A 19,574-nucleotide genomic window follows, 5' to 3' on the forward strand; every position below is an offset into this window, starting at 1 on the left:
CGGTCACCGAAGCTGCGCTCGGGACGGGGGCCACGGTCGTTGAAGCGGGGACGGTCACCGCCGCCAAAACCGCCGCCTTCACGGCGTGGTCCGCGCTCGTCGTTGTTGAAACGCGGACGGTCCGAGCGGCCAAAGCCACCCTCTTCGCGGCGAGGACGGTCACCGAAGCTGCGCTCGGGACGGGGGCCACGCTCGTTGCGGTCGTTGAAGCGGGGGCGGTCGCCACCGCCAAAACCACCGCCTTCACGGCGTGGGCCGCGCTCGTCGCTGTTGAAACGCGGGCGGTCCGAGCGGCCAAAGCCACCCTCTTCGCGGCGCGGGCGATCACCAAAGCTGCGTTCGGGACGAGGGCCGCGGTCGTTGCGGTCGTTGAAGCGGGGGCGGTCACCGCCGCCAAAGCTGCCTTCACGGCGGGGCGCACGTTCGTCGCGTGCACCACCACGGGTGCGGTCCTCGCCATCGCGGCGCGCACCGGCGGGCTTGGCGGAACGGGGGGCACCTGGCTTGGAGGGGCCCCGGGAATGGGGTTGGTCTTTGAAAGACATGTTGGCTCTTGGAGTTGGTCCGCTATTGTCCCCCCGCTGGGCCACTTCTGCTCGGCAGGCCGTGGATGCCCACGCGTTTTACCCGACCGCCAGCGCCACCCGCTTGCCGGGGGCAAAACGCCCGTCGCGCAGGGCCTGCAGATCCATGACGCGCAGGCCGCCGTATTCCACGTGGATGGCGCCATGCGCCTCCAGTGTGGCCAGGGCCTCGTTCACGCGCTGGCGCGACAGGCCCACCAGGTAGGCCAGTTCCTGCTGGGTGATGCGCAGCACCGAGCCGCCGCCGGGGTAGAGCACCGGGTTGAACAGCGCCGCCAGACTGCGGGCCACGCGCACATCGGGGTTGCTGATGCGATCGATCTCGCGCGCCGCGATGAACTGGCCCAGGCGTTCATTGAGCTGGTTCATGATGAAGCGGTTGAAGCCGAGTGAATTGTCCAGCAGCCACTGGAAGGTATCGATGGAGATGCCGGCAATCACGCTCTTGCGCAGGGCCTGGATGTTGTAGCGGTAAGGCTCGCGCTTGATGCATGTGCCTTCGCCAAACCAGCCGCCCGGAGGCACCCCGGTGAAGGTCATGGTCAGGCCATCGGCATTGTCAGCGCTCATCTTCAACAAGCCATCGATCAGCCCGAACCAGTAGCTCACGGGACGCCCGGCATGGCACACGAACTCGCCCACGCAGGCCTCGGTCACCTGCAACCCAGCGACCGCACGCTCACGCTCCAGGGGGTGCAGCAGCTGCATCCAGGGAATGCCTGCAATCTCATCCGGGGTGGCCTGGCGACGGCGTTGGTACAAGGTCGTGCGTGAAGTCATAGACCCGAGCATGTGCGCAGACCCGGACCCAATGACATTGGGGTTTGCCACGACCAGCACCACCCGGATCGCCCACCACCCATGACGCAGATCAAAAACCGGGAACGCATGCACAAAAAACGCCAAAACACGCGTAATTACCCGATTAGGTCTTTCCCCTGAATGTCGTCGTAAAGACAAGAAAACGTCAAACCCCTGCCTACTATCGCCTCCATTCACTGGGTCGTCGGCTTCACGACGCACTCCATCGCCGAGTTCGAGATTGACAAGCTGTAAGGATTTGCAATGGTGACCACGTTTCCGCACCTGCTGCTCAAGCATGCCGCCGAAAGGCCCGACGCTGCTGCCCTGCGCGAAAAAGAATACGGCATCTGGCAGACATGGACCTGGGCCGATGTGGCCCGGGATGCGCGCCACATGGCCTGCGGCCTGGCTGCCCTGGGGCTGGCCAAGGGGCAGAACCTGGCCTTCATCAGCGACAACCGCCCCCACGTCTACATCGGGTTTGTTGCCGTGCAAAGCCTGGGCGCCGTACCGATCCCGCTGTACCAAGATGCCGTGGCCCAGGAAATGGGCTTTGTGATGCAGGACGCAGACATAGCCTTCGCCTTCGCGGAAAACCAGGAGCAGGTCGACAAGCTGCTGGAAGTGCGCGAATCGTGCCCCGGCCTGCAGCACATCATCTATGACGATCCGCGCGGCCTGCGCAACTACGACCAGCCCGGCCTGATCAGCACCGAGCAGCTCAAGCAACTGGGCGCCGAGTGGGACCGCAGCCACCCCGGCGTGTGGGACTCCATGGCCAAGGCCGTGCAGCCCGAGGACGTGTCCGTCATCCTCTACACCTCGGGCACCACCGGCAAGCCGAAGGGCGTGTGCCAGACCCACGCCAGCTTCATCGGCTCGGCCCAGGGCGGCGTCGAGGTCGATGGCTTGACCCCGGCCGACAACATCATCTCCTACCTGCCCCCCGCCTGGGTGGGCGACCACCTGTTCTCGCTGGCGCAGTGGATGGTGGCAGGCTTCACCATCAACTGCCCGGAATCGGCCAGCACCGTCAACATCGACCTGCGCGAAATCGGACCCACCTACTACTTCGCCCCGCCCCGGGTGTTCGAAGGCATGCTGACCTCGGTCTCCATCCGCATGGAAGATGCCGCGCCCGCCAAGCAGTGGCTGTATGAAAAGTGCATGCAACTGGCCAAGCGGGTCGGCGCCGACATCCTGGACGGCAAGCCCGTCAGTGCGCTGGACCGCTTCAAGTACAAGCTGGGCGACCTGCTGATCTACGGGCCGCTGCGCAACGTGATGGGCCTGTCGCGCATCCGCGTGGCCTACACCGCCGGCGCGGCCATCGGCCCCGACCTGTTCAAGTTCTTCCGCTCGATCGGCATCAACCTCAAGCAGCTGTATGGCCAGACCGAGACCTGCGCCTATGTCTGCATCCAGAAGAACGGCCACGTCAAGCTCAACACCGTCGGCCAGGCGGCCCCCGGCATCGAGCTGAAGATTGCCGACAACGGCGAGGTGCTGGTCAAGGGCGTGTCGGTGCTCAAGGAGTACTACAAGCGCCCCGACGCCACGGCCGAAGTCATCGACGAGCAGGGCTACTTCCACACCGGCGATGCCGGCGTGCTGGACGAGGACGGCCACCTGCGCATCATCGACCGTGCCAAGGACGTGGGCAAGATGAACACCGGCGCCATGTTCGCGCCCAACTACATCGAGAACAAGCTCAAGTTCTTCCCGCAGATCAAGGAGGCCGTGTGCTTCGGCAACCTGCGCGACCAGGTCTGCACCTTCATCAACATCGACTACGAAGCCGTGGGCAACTGGGCCGAGCGCCAGGGCATCCCCTACGGCGGCTATGTGGACCTGGCCTCCAAGCCCCAGGTGCTGGAGCTGATCAGCGAGTGTCTGTCCCAGGTGAATGCCGACCTGGCCACCGAAGCCGGCATGTCCGACACCCAGATCGCCCGATTCCTGGTGCTGCACAAGGAACTGGACCCCGACGACGACGAGCTGACCCGCACCCGCAAGGTGCGCCGCAACTTCATTGCCGACAAATACGCGGTCCTGATCGAAGCGCTGTACAGCGACAAGACCCAGCAATTCATTGAAACCCAGGTCAAGTTCGAAGACGGGCGCACCGGCAGCGTGAGTGCCACGCTGCAGATCCTCAACGCCCAGACCTATCCCGCATCCCGCGTCGCCGCCTGAGCCGCACCCAGAAAGCAGCAGCCATGACAGACAAGAAGATTGGGGATGTCATCCTGGACATCCAGAACATCAGCCTGCGCTTCGGTGGCGTGAAGGCGCTGACCGACATCTCGTTCAATGTGCGCGAGCATGAGATCCGCTCCATCATCGGCCCCAACGGCGCTGGCAAGAGCTCCATGCTCAACTGCATCAACGGTGTCTACACGCCCAGCGAAGGCTCCATCACCTTCCGTGGCCAGACCTTCTCGCACATGAACAGCCGCCAGGTGGCCGAAATGGGCGTGGCCCGCACCTTCCAGAACCTGGCACTGTTCAAGGGCATGAGCGTGATCGACAACATCATGACCGGCCGCAACCTGAAGATCAAAAGCAACCTCCTGATGCAGGCGCTGCGCCTGGGGCCTGCAGAGAAGGAAGAAATCGCGCACCGCGAATTCGTCGAGCACATCATCGATTTCCTGGAAATCCAGGCCTTCCGCAAGACGCCCGTGGGCCAGTTGCCCTACGGCCTGCAAAAGCGCGTGGACCTGGGCCGCGCCCTGGCCATGGAGCCCCAGGTGCTGCTGCTGGACGAACCCATGGCCGGCATGAACGTGGAAGAGAAGCAGGACATGTGCCGCTTCATCCTGGACGTGAACGACGAATTCGGCACCACCATCGTGCTGATCGAGCACGACATGGGCGTGGTGATGGACATCTCGGACCGCGTGGTCGTGCTGGACTACGGCAAGAAGATCGGCGACGGCGCCCCCGATGAAGTGCGCAACAACGAAGACGTGATCCGGGCCTATCTGGGCACCAGCCACTGACCCACCACGGAACACGGGAGACTCGCAATGGCATTCTTTCTGGAAACCCTGTTTGGCGGCCTGATGGCCGGCATGCTGTACGCCCTGGTGGCCCTCGGCTTCGTGCTGATCTTCAAGGCCTCGGGTGTCTTCAACTTCGCCCAAGGCGCCATGGTGCTGTTCGCAGCCCTGGCGATGGCGCGCTTTGCGGAGTGGATTCCGCAGTGGACCGGCCTGGAAAGCAAGCTGGTGGCCAACGTCGCGGCCTTTGTGATCGCCGCCGCCATCATGTTCGTCTGCGCCTGGATCATCGAACGCCTGGTGCTGCGCCACTTGGTGAACCAGGACGCAGCCACGCTGCTGATGGCCACCCTGGGCATCACCTACTTCATGGAAGGCGTGGGCCAGACGCTGTTTGGCAGCGAGATCTACAAGATCGACATCGGCATGCCCAAAGACCCGGTGTTCGTGCTGGACTCGGTGTTTGACGGCGGCGTGATGATCAACCAGGAAGACGTGATCGCTGCCGTGATCGCCGCCTGCCTGGTGGCCGCCCTGTCCGTCTTCTTCCAGAAGACCGGCACCGGCCGCGCCCTGCGCGCCGTGGCCGATGACCACCAGGCCGCCCAGTCCATCGGCATTCCGCTGAACCGCATCTGGGTCATCGTCTGGTGCGTGGCCGGCATCGTGGCCCTGGTGGCCGGGATGATCTGGGGCTCCAAGCTGGGCGTGCAATTCACTCTTACAACCGTAGCACTCCGCGCTCTCCCAGTGGTCATTTTGGGCGGTTTGACCTCGGTTCCCGGCGCCATCATCGGCGGCCTGATCATCGGCGTGGGCGAGAAGCTGTCCGAGGTCTACCTGGGCCCCTATGTGGGCGGTGGCATCGAGATCTGGTTCGCCTACGTGCTGGCCTTGGTGTTCCTGCTGTTCCGTCCGCAAGGGCTGTTTGGCGAAAAGATCATTGACCGCGTCTGACCGGTCCACCCCCAGAACAATTAGGAGACACACATGTTCTATCGTGAGAACGGTCAGTTCAAAACCAGCTACCGGGCCGACCAGCAGATCTTCACCATCCGTCAGGACAAGATCGCCATCCTGGTGCTGATCGCCGCCGCCTTCCTGGTGGTGCCGATGTTCGCCTCGGACTACTTCTACCGCGCCATCCTGATCCCGCTGGTCATCATGTCGCTGGCCGCGCTGGGCGTGAACATCCTGGTGGGCTACTGCGGCCAGATCTCGCTGGGTTCGGGCGCCTTCATGGCGGTGGGGGCCTACGGCGCCTACAACGTCATCGTGCGCATCCCCGGCATGCCGCTGATTCCTGCCCTCATCCTGGGCGGCCTGTGCGCCACCTTCTTCGGCATCCTGTTCGGTCTGCCCAGCCTGCGCGTCAAGGGCCTGTACCTGGCCGTGGCCACGCTGGCGGCGCAGTTCTTCAGCGACTGGATGTTCCTGCGCATCAAGTGGTTCACCAACAATTCGCCCTCGGGTTCGGTGTCGGTCTCGGACCTGCAGGTCTTCGGCATGGCCATCGAATCGGCCCAGTCCAAGTACCTGTTCTGCCTGGCAGTGCTGGTGGTGCTGGCCCTGCTGGCCAAGAACCTGGTGCGCGGTGCCATCGGCCGCGAGTGGATGGCCATCCGCGACATGGACGTGGCCGCCAGCGTGATCGGCATCCGCCCCATGTACGCCAAGCTCAGCGCCTTTGCCGTCAGCTCCTTCATCGTCGGCGTGGCCGGCGCCCTGTGGGCCTTTGTGCACCTGAGCGCCTGGGAGCCGGCCGCCTTCTCGGTGGACATCTCCTTCAAGCTGCTGTTCATGGTGATCATCGGTGGCCTGGGCTCCATCATGGGCAGCTTCTTCGGCGCAGCCTTCATCGTGGTGCTGCCCATCTTCCTGAGCCTGCTGCTGCCCGCCCTGGCCAACCTGTTTGGCTTCGAGATTTCCACGGCCGGCGTGTCGCACGCGGAATTCATCATCTTCGGCGGCCTGATCGTCTGGTTCCTGATCGTCGAGCCCCATGGACTGGCCAAGCTGTGGTCCATCGGCAAGCAGAAGATGCGTGTCTGGCCTTTCCCGCATTGATCGAGTTTCAAGGTGTGTGTGCGCGTGTTGCGCGTTTTCGGTGACGTTAGAGATCCATCCCAACAAGGAGACAAACCATGAAGTTCACCCGTCTGGCCCTGGCGGCCACCCTGATTGCCGCCGGTGCCGGCTTTGCTGGCAGCGCAGTGGCACAAGCCAACGAGCAATTCATCCCCCTGCTGTCCTACCGCACCGGCGCCTATGCCCCCAACGGCATTCCATGGGCCAACGGCAAGCAGGACTACCTGAAGCTGATCAACGAGCGCGACGGTGGCATCAACGGCGTCAAGATTGCCTACGAAGAGTGCGAAACCGGCTACGCCACCGACCGCGGCGTGGAGTGCTACGAGCGCCTGAAGAGCAAGCCTTTCGTGGCCGCGATCGACCCCCAGGCCACCGGCATCACCTTCGCGCTGACCGAAAAGGCGCCCGTGGACAAGATCCCGCTGATCACGCTGGGCTACGGTCTGTCGATCGCCAAGGACGGCAATGCCTTCCAGTGGAACTTCCCCTTCATGGGCAGCTACTGGACCGGCGCGGACATCCTGATCCAGCACATTGGCAAGAAGGCCGGCGGCCTGGACAAGCTCAAGGGCAAGAAGATTGCGCTGATCTACCACGACAGCCCCTTCGGCAAGGAACCCATCCCGGTGCTGCAAGAACGCGCCAAGATGCACGGCTTCGAGCTGCAACTGCTGCCCGTGACCGCCCCCGGCGTGGAGCAGAAGGCCACCTGGCTGCAGCTGCGCCAGAGCCGCCCCGACTTTGCCCTGCTGTGGGGCTGGGGCGTGATGAACTCCACCGCACTGAAGGAAGCCCAGGCCACCGGCTTTCCGCGTGACAAGCTGTATGGCGTGTGGTGGGCCGGTGCCGAACCCGACGTCCGCGACGTGGGCGAAGGCGCCAAGGGCTACCAGACCCTGGCACTGAACGGCTATGGCCAGAACACCAAGGTGGCGCAGGACGTGCTCAAGCACGTGCACGACAAGAAGGCCGGCACCGGCCCGCGTGACGAAGTCGGCTCCGTGCTCTACACCCGCGGCATGATCATCTCCATGCTGACCGTGGAAGCCATCCGCACCGCGCAGGAGAAGTTCGGCAAGGGCAAGCCCATGACCGGTGAGCAGGTGCGCTGGGGCTACGAAAACCTGAACCTGACGGACGCGCGCCTGAAGGAGCTGGGCTTCGAGGAAATCATGCGTCCGCTCAAGACCAGCTGCGGCGACCACATGGGTTCCACCTGGGCCCGCATCCACACCTGGGACGGCAAGAAGTGGAACATGGGCAGCGACTGGTACCAGTCGGATGACAAGGTGATCGAGCCGCTGATCAAGGAACAGGGCGACAAGTACCTGGCCGACAAGAAGCACACCCGCCGCGCCGCCGCGGACTGCAAGTAATGCAGCACGGGCTGGCTCTCCGGTGCCAGCCCGGCTCCAGCACTTGTGCAACGGCACTGCCCGCTTCGGCGCAGTGTCCAGCCGACAGCCCTGCCACCCATGCGCAGGCCTGTCGATTGGTTGAAAGGCACGACTATGCAAGCACAGAACATCGTCCTCAGCGTCAACGGCATTGAGGTCATCTACAACCACGTCATCCTGGTGCTCAAGGGTGTCTCGCTGCAGCTGCCCGAAAAGGGCATCGTGGCCCTGCTCGGCGGCAATGGCGCCGGCAAGACCACCACCTTGCGCGCCATCTCCAACCTGCTCAAGGGCGAGCGTGGCGAGGTGACCAAGGGCAGCATCGAGCTGCGCGGCGAACAGATCCAGAACCTGTCGCCCGCGGACCTCGTCAAGCGGGGCGTGGTGCAGGTCATGGAAGGGCGGCACTGCTTTGCCCACCTGACCATCGAAGAAAACCTGATGACCGGCAGCTACACCCGCAGCGACAAGGGCGAGATCGCGGCCAACCTGGAGAAGGTCTACAACTACTTCCCGCGCCTGAAGACGCGCCGCACCAGCCAGGCGGCCTACACCTCGGGCGGCGAGCAGCAGATGTGCGCCATCGGCCGCGCCATCATGAGCAACCCCAACATCGTGCTGCTGGACGAACCCTCGATGGGCCTGGCGCCGCAGATCGTGGAAGAGGTGTTCAACATCGTCAAGGACCTGAACGCCAAGGAAGGCACGACCTTCCTGCTGGCCGAGCAGAACACCAACATGGCGCTGAAGTACGCCGACTACGGCTACATCATGGAAAGCGGCCGCATCGTGATGGATGGCCCCGCAGCCGATCTGGCCTCCAACGAAGACGTCAAGGAGTTCTACCTGGGCGTGGGCGGCGGCGAGCGCAAGAGCTTCAAGGACGTCAAGAGCTACAAGCGCCGCAAGCGCTGGCTGGCCTGAAGACCACAAATTCATAGCTGGATGCGCCCGCCAGCAGGGCGCAAACCACCCATTTCGCCTTCCATTCTCACCCCCAAGTTTCGGAGCATTCGCATGAGCCAGCATTACGACGATCTGGAGACCCGCGCCCCGGCCGCGCGCGAAGCCGCGCTGATGGCGGCCCTGCCGGCCCAGGTGGCCCATGCGCAGCAGCACGCGCCCGCCTTTGCCCGCATCCTGGCGGGGGTGCAGGCGGGCGATATCCACTCGCGCGCCGCCCTGGCCCAGCTGCCGGTGACCCGCAAATACGAACTGCTGGCCACCCAGCAGACCCACCGCGCCAGCAGCCCGTTCGGCGGTTTTGCCACCCAGGCCTTCGGCGCGCGCATGCCCCGCGTGTTCGCCAGCCCCGGCACCATCTATGAGCCCGAAGGCACGCGCCCGGACTACTGGCGCATGGCCCGCGCCATCTACGCGGCGGGCTTTCGCCCCGGCGAGCTGATCCACAACTGCTTCAGCTACCACTTCGTGCCCGCCGGCTCGATGATGGAAACCGGGGCCCACGCCTTGGGCTGCAGCGTGTTCCCCGGCGGCACCGGCCAGACCGAGCAGCAGGTGCAGGCAATGGCCGAGCTGCAGGCGGCCGGCTACATCGGCACCCCCAGCTTCCTCAAGCTCATCCTGGAAAAGGCCGAACACCTGGGCGTGGCCCTGCCCCAGATGCGCAAGGCCCTGGTCAGTGGCGAAGCCTTCCCGCCCTCGCTGCGGGACTGGCTGCAGGCACGGGGCGTGACGGCCTACCAGTGCTACGCGACCGCCGACCTGGGCCTGATCGCCTATGAAACCTCGGCCCGCGAAGGCCTGGTCCTGGACGAGGGGGTGATCGTGGAGATCGTGCGCCCCGGCACCGGAGACCCCGTGCCCGAGGGCGAGGTGGGCGAGTTGGTGATCACCACCCTGAACCCCGATTACCCACTGATCCGCTTCGGCACCGGCGACCTCTCGGCCGTGCTGCCCGGCACCTGCCCCACGGGGCGCACCAACCTGCGCATCAAGGGCTGGATGGGCCGTGCCGACCAGACCACCAAGGTGCGCGGCATGTTCGTGCACCCCGGCCAGGTCTCGGAAGTGGTCAAGCGCTTCCCCCAGGCCGGCAAGGCGCGTCTGGTGGTCAGCGGCGAGATGGCCAACGACCAGATGACGATGCTGGTCGAGAGCACCGAGACCGCGCCCGGCCTGGCGCAGCTGATGGCCGAGGCCGTGCGCGAAGTCACCAAGCTGCGCGCCGACGTGCAGCTGGTGGCACCGGGCAGCCTGCCCAACGACGGCAAGGTGATCGAGGATGCCCGCAGCTACGCCTGAATTCCCGCATTGCAAAAATTAGTACGCATGATGCAAAAAAAGCACAGATGACCCTTGGGTGGGCGGGCCGCACCGGCCGCCCATGGAAGCTTCACACACCCCCTTCACAGGCCCTCCGGGCCTGTTTTGTTTGGTGAACAAGTCAAAAATGCGCGCATTTACTCGAAATTTCACGACTTTAAAGTCACCTTGGCAACACCACTGCCGCACGCCGTTGATTGATTTCGCGCAAGCATTTTCCGTTCTTAGAATTTTTTCCGGACAACCTAGGGAATGTGCGGAGATGGCATCCCACCACATATTCATAGCATTCCCCCCTTACAAGCGTTAGGAGATACACACAATGGCCCAGACATTCCGCATTGCCGCCATCGCCTTGGCAGCCGCCGCCACTTCGTTCGGTGTGGCAGCCCAAGATTTCCCTGGCAGCAAGAACATCACCGTCGTCGTTCCCTTCACCGCCGGCGGCCCCACCGATCGCGTGGCCCGCGATCTGGCCGAAGCCCTGCGCAAGCCCCTGGGTGGCGCCACCGTGGTGATCGAAAACGTGGCCGGTGCCGGCAGCTCCATCGGCGCCGCCAAGGTGGCCCGCGCCAATCCCGATGGCTACACCCTGCTGCTGAACCACATTGGCATGTCGACCATGCCTTCGCTGTACCGCAAGCTGCCGTTCGACGTGCTGAACGACTTCGAATTCCTGGGCATCGTCAACGACGTGCCCATGACCGTGATTGGCCGCCCCACCCTGGAAGCCAAAAACTTCGCCGAACTGCGCGAGTACATCAACAAGAACAAGGAAAAGGTCAACATCGGTCACTCGGGCCTGGGTTCCGCCGGCCACCTGTGCGGCCTGATGTTCCAGAGCGCGATGGCCACGCAGATGACCACCGTGCCCTACAAGGGCGCCGCCCCTGCGATCACCGACCTGATGGGCGGCACCATCGACCTGATGTGCGACCAGACCACCAACACCTCGTCGCAGATCGAAGGCAAGAAGGTCAAGGCCTACGGCGTGACCACGCTGCAGCCGCTGAAGGCCCCCGCCCTGAAAGACATCCCCACCCTGGACTCTTCGGGCCTGAAGGGCTTCAATGTGACCGTCTGGCACGGCCTGTACGCCCCCAAGGGCACGCCAGCCGCAGTCCTGACCAAGCTGAACAACGCCCTGAAGCAGGCCGTGAAGGACCCTGAGTTCGTCCGCAAGCAGGAAGGCCTGGGTGCCGTGGTGGTGGCCGACAACCGTGTCGAACCCGCCGAGCACAAGAAGTTCGTGGCCAAGGAAATCGAAACCTGGGGCAAGGTCATCAAGGCCGCCGGCCAGTTCGCCGACTAAGGCCTTCGGTCCAGGGCATGGCACAGCGCCATGCCCACCAAAGAAATCGCCCGGGCGCACACGCACCCAGGCGATTTTTTTATGCAAGCGACCCGCGGCGCACCTTCGCACAGCGGGCCCGGTCTGGCGTCAGAGGTGCCAGGTCACTGGCTTGCCCTCGGCCGCACTGCGGCGCAACATGTCGGCAAAGGGCACCACCCGCTGGCGCAGGCTGACGGAGCCCAGCTGCGCAGATGCGAGGGCCGCCTTGGCCACATCCTCGTGCGCCGAGGACTGCATTTCGATTTCGATCGCCTTGCGCTTGGCATCGTCCTCGGCCACGGCGCGCTCCAGTACATCCAAGGCATGCGGGATCTGCTCGACCGTCACAATGCCAGGCTCCCCCACCTGCTTGTCCAGCAGCTTCAGCAACTGCTCGGCGGTGGCTTTCAGCATGATCAAGTCGGCCGTAGCGCGTGATTGAAAGGTGTAGGCCATCTTGCTTATCCTTTTGGGTACATGTAGTCACGTTGGAACGCATAGTCAGATTGCGCGCCTCGCAAGGAGCCGGTCTGGATCTCACCGGACGGGCGTATCGCCAGCATTTGGTGCAGACCCATCCAGCCTTGCTCGAACCCCATCGCACAACCTGCCAGATACAAGCGATAGGCACGCAACGCGCGACCTGAGCGCTCAGTATCAGTTTGTACCGCCAAAATGCGCTGCGCAGCGTCCAGTTGCGCTTCCAATGCGTCAGACCACGTCCATAGTGTGCGCGCATAGTGCGGGCGCAGGTTCTCGGTGTCGACCATTTCCAACCCCGCTTCAGCCATGGTCTGCAGCAGCGTGCTGACATGCACCAGCTCGCCGCCGGGGAAGATGTAGCGGTCGATAAAGTCCCCCATGCCAGCCCCCAACTGCCGGTTGCGCGTACCGCCTGCGGTGATGCCGTGGATCAGGGCCAGGGCCCCGGGGCGCAGCAGCCGGTACACGGTCTGGAAGTACTCCGGCAGGTTGGCCTGCCCCACATGCTCGAACATGCCGACCGAGGCCAGCTTGTCGTAGGGCGCATCGCTCAGTTGGCGGTAGTCACACAGCTCCACCTGCACGCGCCCCTGCAGCCCCAGGGTCTCGATCAGGTGGCGCACATGGTTGAACTGGTTGCGCGACAGCGTGATGCCCTTGGCCTGCACGCCGTGGTGCTGGGCCGCCCAGATGATCAGCCCGCCCCAGCCACAGCCCACGTCCAGCAAGCGCTCGCCCGGGTGCAGGTCCAGCTTGCGGCAGATGTGTTCCAGCTTGGCCTCCTGGGCCTGGGCCAGGCTCATCTGGGGCTCGCGGTAGTAGGCGCAGGAGTAGACCCGGCGCGGGTCCAGCCACAGGGCATAGAAATCGTCGGACAGGTCGTAGTGAAACTGCACCTGCTGCGCGTCGCGCTCCAGCGTGTGCAAGGCCATGGACCGCGCGCGCGCCATGACCTGGGACCACCAACTGGCCGTGCCCCGCACGGGATCGGTCTGCAGCAACCCCAGGGCTGCGGCCATCACATCGCGCATGCTGCCATGCACCTCGACCCAGCCTTCGACGATGGCAGCCCCCAGCGAGCCGATCTGCCCCTGGACCAGCGCCAGGTAAGCCTCGGGCGCGCGCAGCACCACCAGCACCTGCCAGGACGCAGGGCCGATGCGCTGCCCCGATGGCAGCTCCACCGCCATCGGGACTGGCAACGCCGCCAGCCGGGCTTCCAAGGCAGCCAGCATGTGTTTCATGCTTCCGATTGTTGGAGCCCGGATCGCCGTGCGTCAATGCGCGCCACGCCGTGGCGTTGACAGACTTTTTCCCGTTTTACCGGCGTTGTCGCTTTTTCACGGCAGACGGGGTGGTGGCGCTCAGACCGTGCCGACCAGCTTCTTGTACGCAGCCAGCGTGTTGCGCGACACGGACTGCAGCACCTGTTCGTACGTGGTCTTCTGGCGCGCCATCAGGCGCATGGAGGCGATGGTGCGCGTCTTGCAGAACCAGTGGCAGGTGTGCTGCAGCAGCAGCAGCTCGGCCGTCATGGTGAAGGCCATGCGCTTGCGCGTGGCCGGGTCCACCCCCTCCGGTGCGCAGGCGTCGCGCACGGCCCGCGCATGCATCCGCAGGGCCTCGCGCATGTCGAAGGTGTGGGCAGGCACCAGGCGGTCGAAGTACGGCAGCGCCAGGGGCAAGGTGCTGACCCGGGTGTCCTGGGCGTTTTCCTGGGCAAAGCTGTCGGCCAGCCGCTGCAGCTGGTCGGCAAGTGTCTTTTCGCTGTTGTCCAGGATGGCCCAGACCTGCTGGCGCCGCTCGGGCTCCTTCTCATCCAGGGCGCGCATATAGCCCTCGATCAAGCCCCCCATGAGCTTTTCCACCTGGGTTGGCGCCAGGTGCGCCCCCAGCAGGCGCACACGGCGGCGGTGCTCCATGCCTTGCAGCACATAGATGCCGATCGAGCCCACGATAATCCACGTCAAAAAATCCATAGTGCGAAGTCCGCCTGCCTGCAACAATCCAGCCCCCAGTGTATTCAGCCCAGACGCGCCTTGGGTACCGCTGGACTTTTATGATCCGCCGTTTTGGCCCTTGCCTGATTGCTCCGTCCCGTGTCCCAGATCCTGATTGAACGCTCCCACACCCTCGGCCTGGAGGCCGCCCGCCAGCACGCCCGGCACTGGGCCGCACAGGCCACCGCCAAGTTCGGCGTGCAATGCCGCTATGAGGCCGGCAGCACGCAGGACGTGCTGCACTTCGACGGCAGCGGCATGCAGGGCCAGTTGCAGGTCAGCGCCGAGCAGCTGCGCCTGGAGGCCGAGCTGGGCTTTCTGGCTGCGATGTTCCAGGAGAAGATCGAGGCCAAGCTGCACGCGCAGTTCGACGCCATGCTGGCATCCTGAAAAGATAGCTGGCTGCGCTTATTGCATGCGGATTTAATTGCAAAAATTCCATGAAAACCTTGCACCAATAGCGCTGACAGCTCCTTTTTTCACAGCATCCGACAGCAAAAAGGCAGCCTGGGCTGCCTTTGCTTTTTTAGGGACGAACCGGATGGCGCTCAGCGCAGCGACTCGATCAGGTCGATGTACTGCTGCTTGGCATCGTCCGGGGACATGTCCTTGAGCTTTTCCCAGGCATCCCACTTGGCGCGGCCCACCATGTCGGTGAAGCTGGGCTTCTTGGCCTCGTTGTCGCCTTCGGTGGCCTGCTTGTACAGGGCATAGATCTTCAGCAACGTGGCGTTGTCGGGGCGCTCACTGATCGATGTGGAATTCTTCACGGCGGCGTCGAACGCGGCTTGCAGATCGGACATGGACGGGTCTCCTGTGGTGTAGTAATCAGGCGCAGTGTAGCCAAAATCGCGTCAAAAAGCACGATCGTGCGAAAGCAAAAAAAGGCGTGCAGGCACGCCTGCACGCCAACCACCTCGGAGTTCGCGGCACCCGCAGGCGCCGCCGCCTTGTTGTTAGAACTTGTGGATCACGCCCACGGCCATGGTGTTGTCGCGGGCCAGGCTGAACGCGGTCTCGGCCTTGCTGTTCACGCTGCCGTAGGCGGCGTACAGCGCCGTGCGCTTAGACAGGCTGTAGTTGGCGAACAGTTCGAAGGCGTTGGCACCTTCCTTGGCCGACTTGGTGCCATCGGCATTCTTCACATTCGTCAGGCGGGCGAACTGCGCGCCAACCTTCCAGGCGCCGATGGGCGCCGCGATACCGATGCCGATGCCGTCGCCTTCGGTGCGCTTTTCGTTGCGGGTGTAGATCACGCTGGCTTCGGCCACGCCGAAGTTGTACTTGGCGCCCAGCGCATAGCCGTTGCGGTTGTCGGTGGCGCCCACGGCGGCCTGGGTCGACATGCTCTTGGGCTGGAAGGCGGCGCCCAGGGTCAGGCCCCCGGTCTGGTAGCTGGCGGCCAGTTGCAGGAAGTCCTTCTTGTCGCCGGCCGTGCCGCTGACAGTTTCGGAGAAGCCGTAGGCCACGCGCGCCTGGAAGCCGCCCAGCTTGGGGGTGGCGTACTAGACCTGGTTGGACTGGCGCGAGCTCATGAACGAGCCATTGGCGGCGATGCCGAGCACCTTCATGGCGCTGGAGCCATCGGCCGTGCCATTCAGGTCAAACGTGCCCATCAGGCGGTTCTGGGGGGTGGTGGTGCGGCCCAGCATCACCTCGCCAAAGCCGCCCGACAGCCCCACCCACGACTGGCGCTTGAAACCCTCGGTCCAGGCCCCGGTGTCGCTGCCGATCTCGCCCTCCAGCTGGAAGTTCGCCTTCAGGCCATTGCCCAGGTCTTCCGAGCCGCGGAAGCCCAGCTTCGAGGTGTCGGTATAGCCGCTCATCATTTCGGCACTGGCATCGCTCTTGTAGCCGCGGCCCACGCTGGTATCGATCACGCCGTACACCGTCACGTTCGACTGTGCGGCCGCGCTGCCGGCGGCAGCGGCCAAAACCATGGCCAGCGCCACGTGCATTTGCTTGTTCATGTTCCGTTCCCTTGGGTTGTGAATCACGCCGGGGGCATCGCCCGGCGCTGGCTGCGATTGGAAAATTCGGAGATGACAAGGCCACGTCGGGCAGATGACGATTTGGTTGCGCACCACAGACACCCGCTGCAAGGCCACCAACCGTGGCGCCGGGCGCCCGGCACACGCCCAGGGCCGGGGTGCCCCAGCGGAACCAGGGGCCGCCAAGGGGCGCGCGGCGGATCAGTGGCCGGGGCGCGGTGCCAGGCGTGCGGCCAGCAGCACCAGCAGGGCCGTCAGGCCGATGGCGATCAGGCTCATGGCCATGCCCTCGCCGACCGAGCCCTGCTCGAACTGGCGCCAGACATAGACCGACACCGTCTGCACCCCGGTCGGCGCCAGCAGCAGCGAGGCCACCAGCTCGCGCGAGGCGATGGCAAACACCAGCAGCATGGCCGCTGCCACGCTGGGCGCCAGCAACGGTGCCACCACCCGCGCCAGCATCTGCCACAGGCTGGCCCCGTGCACGCGCGCAGCCGATTCCAGTTGCACGCTCACCTGCTGCAAGGCGGCGTTGGCATAGCGGATGGGATAGGGCAAGAGCAGGCAGGCATAGGCCAGCAGCAGGATCAGCCAGGTGTTGTAGGGCGTGACCGGCAGCCACGGCTGGTTCCAGGCCAGGATCAGGCCCACAGCCACCACAATCCCCGGCATGGCGTTCGGCAGCACCGACAGCACGTCCAGCGCCAAGGCCGTGCGGGTGCGCAGGCGCACGCTGCAGTACGCCACCAGGGCCCCGAACACGCCCACCAGCAGCGCGACCGCCAGCGCCAGCGCAAAGCTGGTCCCCAGGGCCTGCAGCGCTTCCGAGCCCGCACCCAAGATGGACCGGAAGTGGCGCAGCGTCCAGTTGTCCCAGGCCAGCCCGCCCGACAGCGTGCCCGTGAACGCGGTGGCCGCGATCGCCAGCAAGGGCAGCAGCGTGGCACACACGGCCACACCCGCAAACAGCAGCAGCACCGGTTGGCGCCAGACGCCCAGGGCCGCGCGGTGCAGGGCCTGTGGCTTGCCGTCGGTGGCCTCATAGCCACGGCCAGCCATCAGCCGCCGTTGGCCCACATAGGCCAGCACGGCCAGCAGCATCAGCACCAGCGACAGCAGGGCCGCGCCCGGCAGGTCGATGGGCCAGTCGGACAGGCGCTGCTCGATGGCCGTCACCAGCACCGCAAAGCCCACGTGGGAGGCCAGCACCGCCGGCGTGCCGTATTCCTCGATCGTCATCGCAAACACCAGCAGCCCGCTGGCCGCCAGGGCCGGCAGCGTCAGGGGCAGGGTGACGCGCCACAGCGCCTGCCAGGGGCTGGCCCCGCAGACCCGCGCCACCACCGCCAGGCGGCCACCGGCCGCCGCGGCCGCCCGCGACACGGCGAAGTACACCACCGGAAACAGATTCAACACCATGACCAGCACCACGCCCGGCACCGAAAACAGCAGCCCCGCCGCGTGCTGGCCCGTGACCTGCTGCAGGTAGCCGGCGGGCTGCAGCAACAGGATCCAGCCCATGGCCGCGATGTAGGGCGGCACCATGAAGGGCACCAGAAAGCACAGGTCCCACAGGGCGCTGCCCGGCAGGTGCCCCAGCCCGCGCAGCAGGCCCAGGGGCAGGCCCAGCAGCAGGCAGCCCAGCACCACCCACACGCCCAGGGACACGGTATTGCCCAGCAACTGGGCCATGGCCGTGTCCTGCCAGACCTGCCGCCAGTGCGCCAGCGGCTGCGCCCAATCGGCCTGCGCCGCACCGGGGAACACAGCCTGCAGCAGCACAAAGGCCACCGGCGCCACCACCAGCACGCCCATGCCCAGCATGGCGGCACCGGGCAGCAGCGTGCCCCCTCGTTGCAACGGCATCATCGGTTCCATTCCTTGCCGGCGCCCGGTGGGGCGCCGTGCATCACTTACGCACGAACAGTTCGTCAAAACTCTGCAGCAGCGCCGCCCGCCCGGCGCGCTGGACGTCGGACTCCGGGGGCCAGGCCTGGAAGCTGCCCAGCGCCGGGCGCAGGGCCGGCACATCGCTGCGCACGGGCAGCAGGTAGGACTTGGCGACGATGCGCTGGCCCTCGTCCGACAGCACGTAGTCCACGAAGCGCTTGGCCTGCTCGACTTTGGCGCTGCGCTTGAAGATCATCATGGGCCGCGCCGCCACCACCGTGCCGCTGCGCGGGAAGATGATCTCGACCTTCTCGCCCTTGGCCTGGACCGCGTAGGTCACATAGTCGACCGCGCCGAACACGACCGCCTTGGCCCCCTGCAGCACCGGGTTCAGGGCCTGGGCGTTGGCGCCGGCAATGTGCATGCCGTTGGCGCGCAGCTCGCCGAACAGCTTCCAGGCCTGGGCACCATGCTGCGATTGCAGGCCCGAGATCAGCTCCAGCGCCGTGCCCGACTTGCTCGGGTCGGGCATGTTGACCTTGCCCTGGAAGGCCGGCTCCGCCAGGTCCTTCCAGTCGCTGGGGCGCGGTGTACCGCTGGACGGGTTCCAGGCCAGCGCCAGCGCCGACAGGCCCTGGGCCACGTACGACGGCCCTGGTAGGCGGCGGGCACGGTCTTGGCATTCGGGCTGCGGTAGTTCAGCAGCCAGCCGCGCTGGTGCAGGTCCAGCGCGCTGTCCCACGAAGCCGAGATCAGCACATCGACGCGGGGGTTGCCGGCCTCGGACTCCACCCGCGCCATGACCTTGCCCGAGTCGGCCTGGAAGACCTCGACCTTCTCGCCACCCTGCTGCTCGAAGCCCTGGGCCAGCTCCTTGATCAGGCCGGCCGGGCCGGCGGTATAGACCGTCAGCGCCTGGGCCACCGGCTGCAGGGCCACCAACACCAGGGCGCCGACCACACCGGGGCGCAGCACACGAAACCAGGGGCGTGAATGCATGTTCATCGTTCCATCCAAACAGTGAAAAAACAGAAGGCGGGCGCGGTCTCAGTCCACCGCGGCAAACCAGTGCAGGCGCTGCATGTCCAGGCGCAGCGGCACGCGGGCGCCGGCGGGCAGGCGTTCGCTGCTGTGCACGCGCACCGGCTGGCCCCAGTCGGCATCGATCCAGGTGTCGAACTGGCCGCAGCGGTAGTGCTGCGACAGCACCCGGCCCTGCACGGGCAAGTGGTCGTCCTGCTGCGCCGTGCCCAGCGCCAGCGCGCCGTGGGGCAGCAGCAACTGCCCCTGGCACGCGGTGCTGGGCGCCACCAGCGGCACCAGGCAGCGCCACTGCGCGCCCGCCACCTGCCAGTGGCTGCCCTGCCACTGCGCATCCAGGAGGGTGCCCAGCTTCAGGAACTGCGCCACCTGGCGTGTGCGCGGCGTGGACCACAGGGCCTGCGGCGCATCCAGCTGGTGAAAGCGCCCATCCATGATCACGGCCACACGGTCCGCCAGAGCGCAGGCTTCCTCGTGGTCGTGCGTGACGTAGACGGCGGTGCAGCCCAACTCGCGCAGCAGGCTGCCCATCTCGGCGCACAGGCTCTCGCGCAGGTCGCGGTCCAGGTTGGACAGGGGTTCGTCAAACAGCACCAGCTGCGGCCGTGCCACGATGGCCCGCGCCAGCGCCACGCGCTGCTGCTGGCCGCCGGACAGGCTGGCGCCGCG

17 protein-coding genes and 3 pseudogenes are annotated in these 19,574 nt (G+C 65.4%); 9 read left to right on the forward strand and 11 right to left on the reverse strand.

Annotation, left to right across the window (positions count from 1 at the left end; translation table 11 throughout):
• Positions 1-545, reverse strand: a pseudogene (locus SJH88_RS14550) (hypothetical protein); the annotation flags it as partial.
• Between the two features lie 78 nt (positions 546-623).
• Complete coding sequence (locus tag SJH88_RS14555; protein ID WP_274754888.1) at positions 624-1,364, reverse strand: Crp/Fnr family transcriptional regulator; 741 nt, start codon at positions 1,362-1,364, stop codon at positions 624-626.
• Between the two features lie 285 nt (positions 1,365-1,649).
• On the opposite strand from SJH88_RS14555, the gene SJH88_RS14560 reads away from it, so the two are divergent.
• The 8 genes from SJH88_RS14560 to SJH88_RS14595 all read left to right on the forward strand — a co-directional run bounded on the left by SJH88_RS14560 (position 1,650) and on the right by SJH88_RS14595 (position 11,479).
• The gene (locus tag SJH88_RS14560; protein ID WP_274754889.1) at positions 1,650-3,584 is read left to right on the forward strand and encodes an AMP-dependent synthetase/ligase; all 1,935 of its coding nucleotides are present in this window, start codon (positions 1,650-1,652) and stop codon (positions 3,582-3,584) included.
• Positions 3,585-3,607: 23 nt separating this feature from the next.
• The gene (locus SJH88_RS14565; RefSeq protein WP_042419459.1) at positions 3,608-4,393 is read left to right on the forward strand and encodes an ABC transporter ATP-binding protein; all 786 of its coding nucleotides are present in this window, start codon (positions 3,608-3,610) and stop codon (positions 4,391-4,393) included.
• Positions 4,394-4,420: 27 nt separating this feature from the next.
• The gene (locus tag SJH88_RS14570; protein ID WP_274754890.1) at positions 4,421-5,350 is read left to right on the forward strand and encodes a branched-chain amino acid ABC transporter permease; all 930 of its coding nucleotides are present in this window, start codon (positions 4,421-4,423) and stop codon (positions 5,348-5,350) included.
• Positions 5,351-5,383: 33 nt separating this feature from the next.
• Positions 5,384-6,460, forward strand: coding sequence for a branched-chain amino acid ABC transporter permease (locus tag SJH88_RS14575; RefSeq protein ID WP_045265973.1), 1,077 nt, complete (start codon positions 5,384-5,386; stop codon positions 6,458-6,460).
• A gap of 77 nt (positions 6,461-6,537) precedes the next feature.
• Complete coding sequence (locus SJH88_RS14580; RefSeq protein WP_274754891.1) at positions 6,538-7,860, forward strand: ABC transporter substrate-binding protein; 1,323 nt, start codon at positions 6,538-6,540, stop codon at positions 7,858-7,860.
• Between the two features lie 135 nt (positions 7,861-7,995).
• On the forward strand, positions 7,996-8,805 hold the full coding sequence (locus tag SJH88_RS14585; protein WP_042419448.1) for an ABC transporter ATP-binding protein: 810 nt from the start codon (positions 7,996-7,998) through the stop codon (positions 8,803-8,805).
• A gap of 93 nt (positions 8,806-8,898) precedes the next feature.
• Entirely contained in the window at positions 8,899-10,146 is a 1,248-nt protein-coding gene (locus SJH88_RS14590) for a phenylacetate--CoA ligase family protein (protein ID WP_274754892.1), read from the forward strand.
• A gap of 343 nt (positions 10,147-10,489) precedes the next feature.
• Positions 10,490-11,479 (forward strand): tripartite tricarboxylate transporter substrate-binding protein, encoded by a 990-nt coding sequence (locus tag SJH88_RS14595; RefSeq protein WP_042419442.1) that lies wholly within the window; start codon positions 10,490-10,492, stop codon positions 11,477-11,479.
• A 129-nt stretch (positions 11,480-11,608) separates the two neighbouring features.
• On the opposite strand, the gene SJH88_RS14600 is transcribed toward SJH88_RS14595, so the two are convergent.
• From SJH88_RS14600 to SJH88_RS14610, 3 genes are all read right to left on the reverse strand, one after another.
• Positions 11,609-11,956 carry a DUF1840 domain-containing protein gene (locus SJH88_RS14600; protein WP_042419439.1) on the reverse strand — a complete coding sequence of 116 codons (348 nt, stop codon included), beginning with the start codon at positions 11,954-11,956 and terminating at the stop codon, positions 11,609-11,611.
• Between the two features lie 5 nt (positions 11,957-11,961).
• On the reverse strand, positions 11,962-13,227 hold the full coding sequence (locus SJH88_RS14605) for a class I SAM-dependent methyltransferase (RefSeq protein ID WP_274754893.1): 1,266 nt from the start codon (positions 13,225-13,227) through the stop codon (positions 11,962-11,964).
• 120 nt (positions 13,228-13,347) lie between these two features.
• Positions 13,348-13,962 (reverse strand): hypothetical protein, encoded by a 615-nt coding sequence (locus SJH88_RS14610; protein WP_274754894.1) that lies wholly within the window; start codon positions 13,960-13,962, stop codon positions 13,348-13,350.
• A gap of 120 nt (positions 13,963-14,082) precedes the next feature.
• Here SJH88_RS14610 and SJH88_RS14615 point away from each other — a divergent pair, with 120 nt between their 5' ends.
• Positions 14,083-14,373, forward strand: a complete 291-nt coding sequence (locus tag SJH88_RS14615) for a polyhydroxyalkanoic acid system family protein (RefSeq protein ID WP_042419430.1) — start codon at positions 14,083-14,085, stop codon at positions 14,371-14,373.
• A 158-nt stretch (positions 14,374-14,531) separates the two neighbouring features.
• On the opposite strand, the gene SJH88_RS14620 is transcribed toward SJH88_RS14615, so the two are convergent.
• The 6 genes and pseudogenes from SJH88_RS14620 to SJH88_RS14645 all read right to left on the reverse strand — a co-directional run.
• Positions 14,532-14,786, reverse strand: a complete 255-nt coding sequence (locus SJH88_RS14620) for an acyl-CoA-binding protein (protein ID WP_234687108.1) — start codon at positions 14,784-14,786, stop codon at positions 14,532-14,534.
• Between the two features lie 153 nt (positions 14,787-14,939).
• Positions 14,940-15,953, reverse strand: a pseudogene (locus SJH88_RS14625) (porin).
• A 222-nt stretch (positions 15,954-16,175) separates the two neighbouring features.
• A complete protein-coding gene (locus SJH88_RS14630) occupies positions 16,176-17,840 on the reverse strand; it encodes an ABC transporter permease (protein ID WP_274754895.1) in 1,665 nt (554 codons plus the stop codon).
• Positions 17,841-17,883: 43 nt separating this feature from the next.
• A complete protein-coding gene (locus SJH88_RS14635; protein WP_274754896.1) occupies positions 17,884-18,507 on the reverse strand; it encodes an extracellular solute-binding protein in 624 nt (207 codons plus the stop codon).
• A gap of 86 nt (positions 18,508-18,593) precedes the next feature.
• Positions 18,594-18,869: pseudogene (locus tag SJH88_RS14640) on the reverse strand (substrate-binding domain-containing protein); the annotation flags it as partial.
• Positions 18,870-18,911: 42 nt separating this feature from the next.
• Positions 18,912-19,574: ABC transporter ATP-binding protein (locus SJH88_RS14645; protein ID WP_274754897.1), on the reverse strand; the 663-nt coding region annotated here is incomplete at its 5' end.

Source organism: Comamonas sp. GCA5 (assembly GCF_036541385.1).
In the GTDB taxonomy this organism is placed as follows: Bacteria; Pseudomonadota; Gammaproteobacteria; order Burkholderiales; family Burkholderiaceae_C; genus Comamonas; species Comamonas aquatica.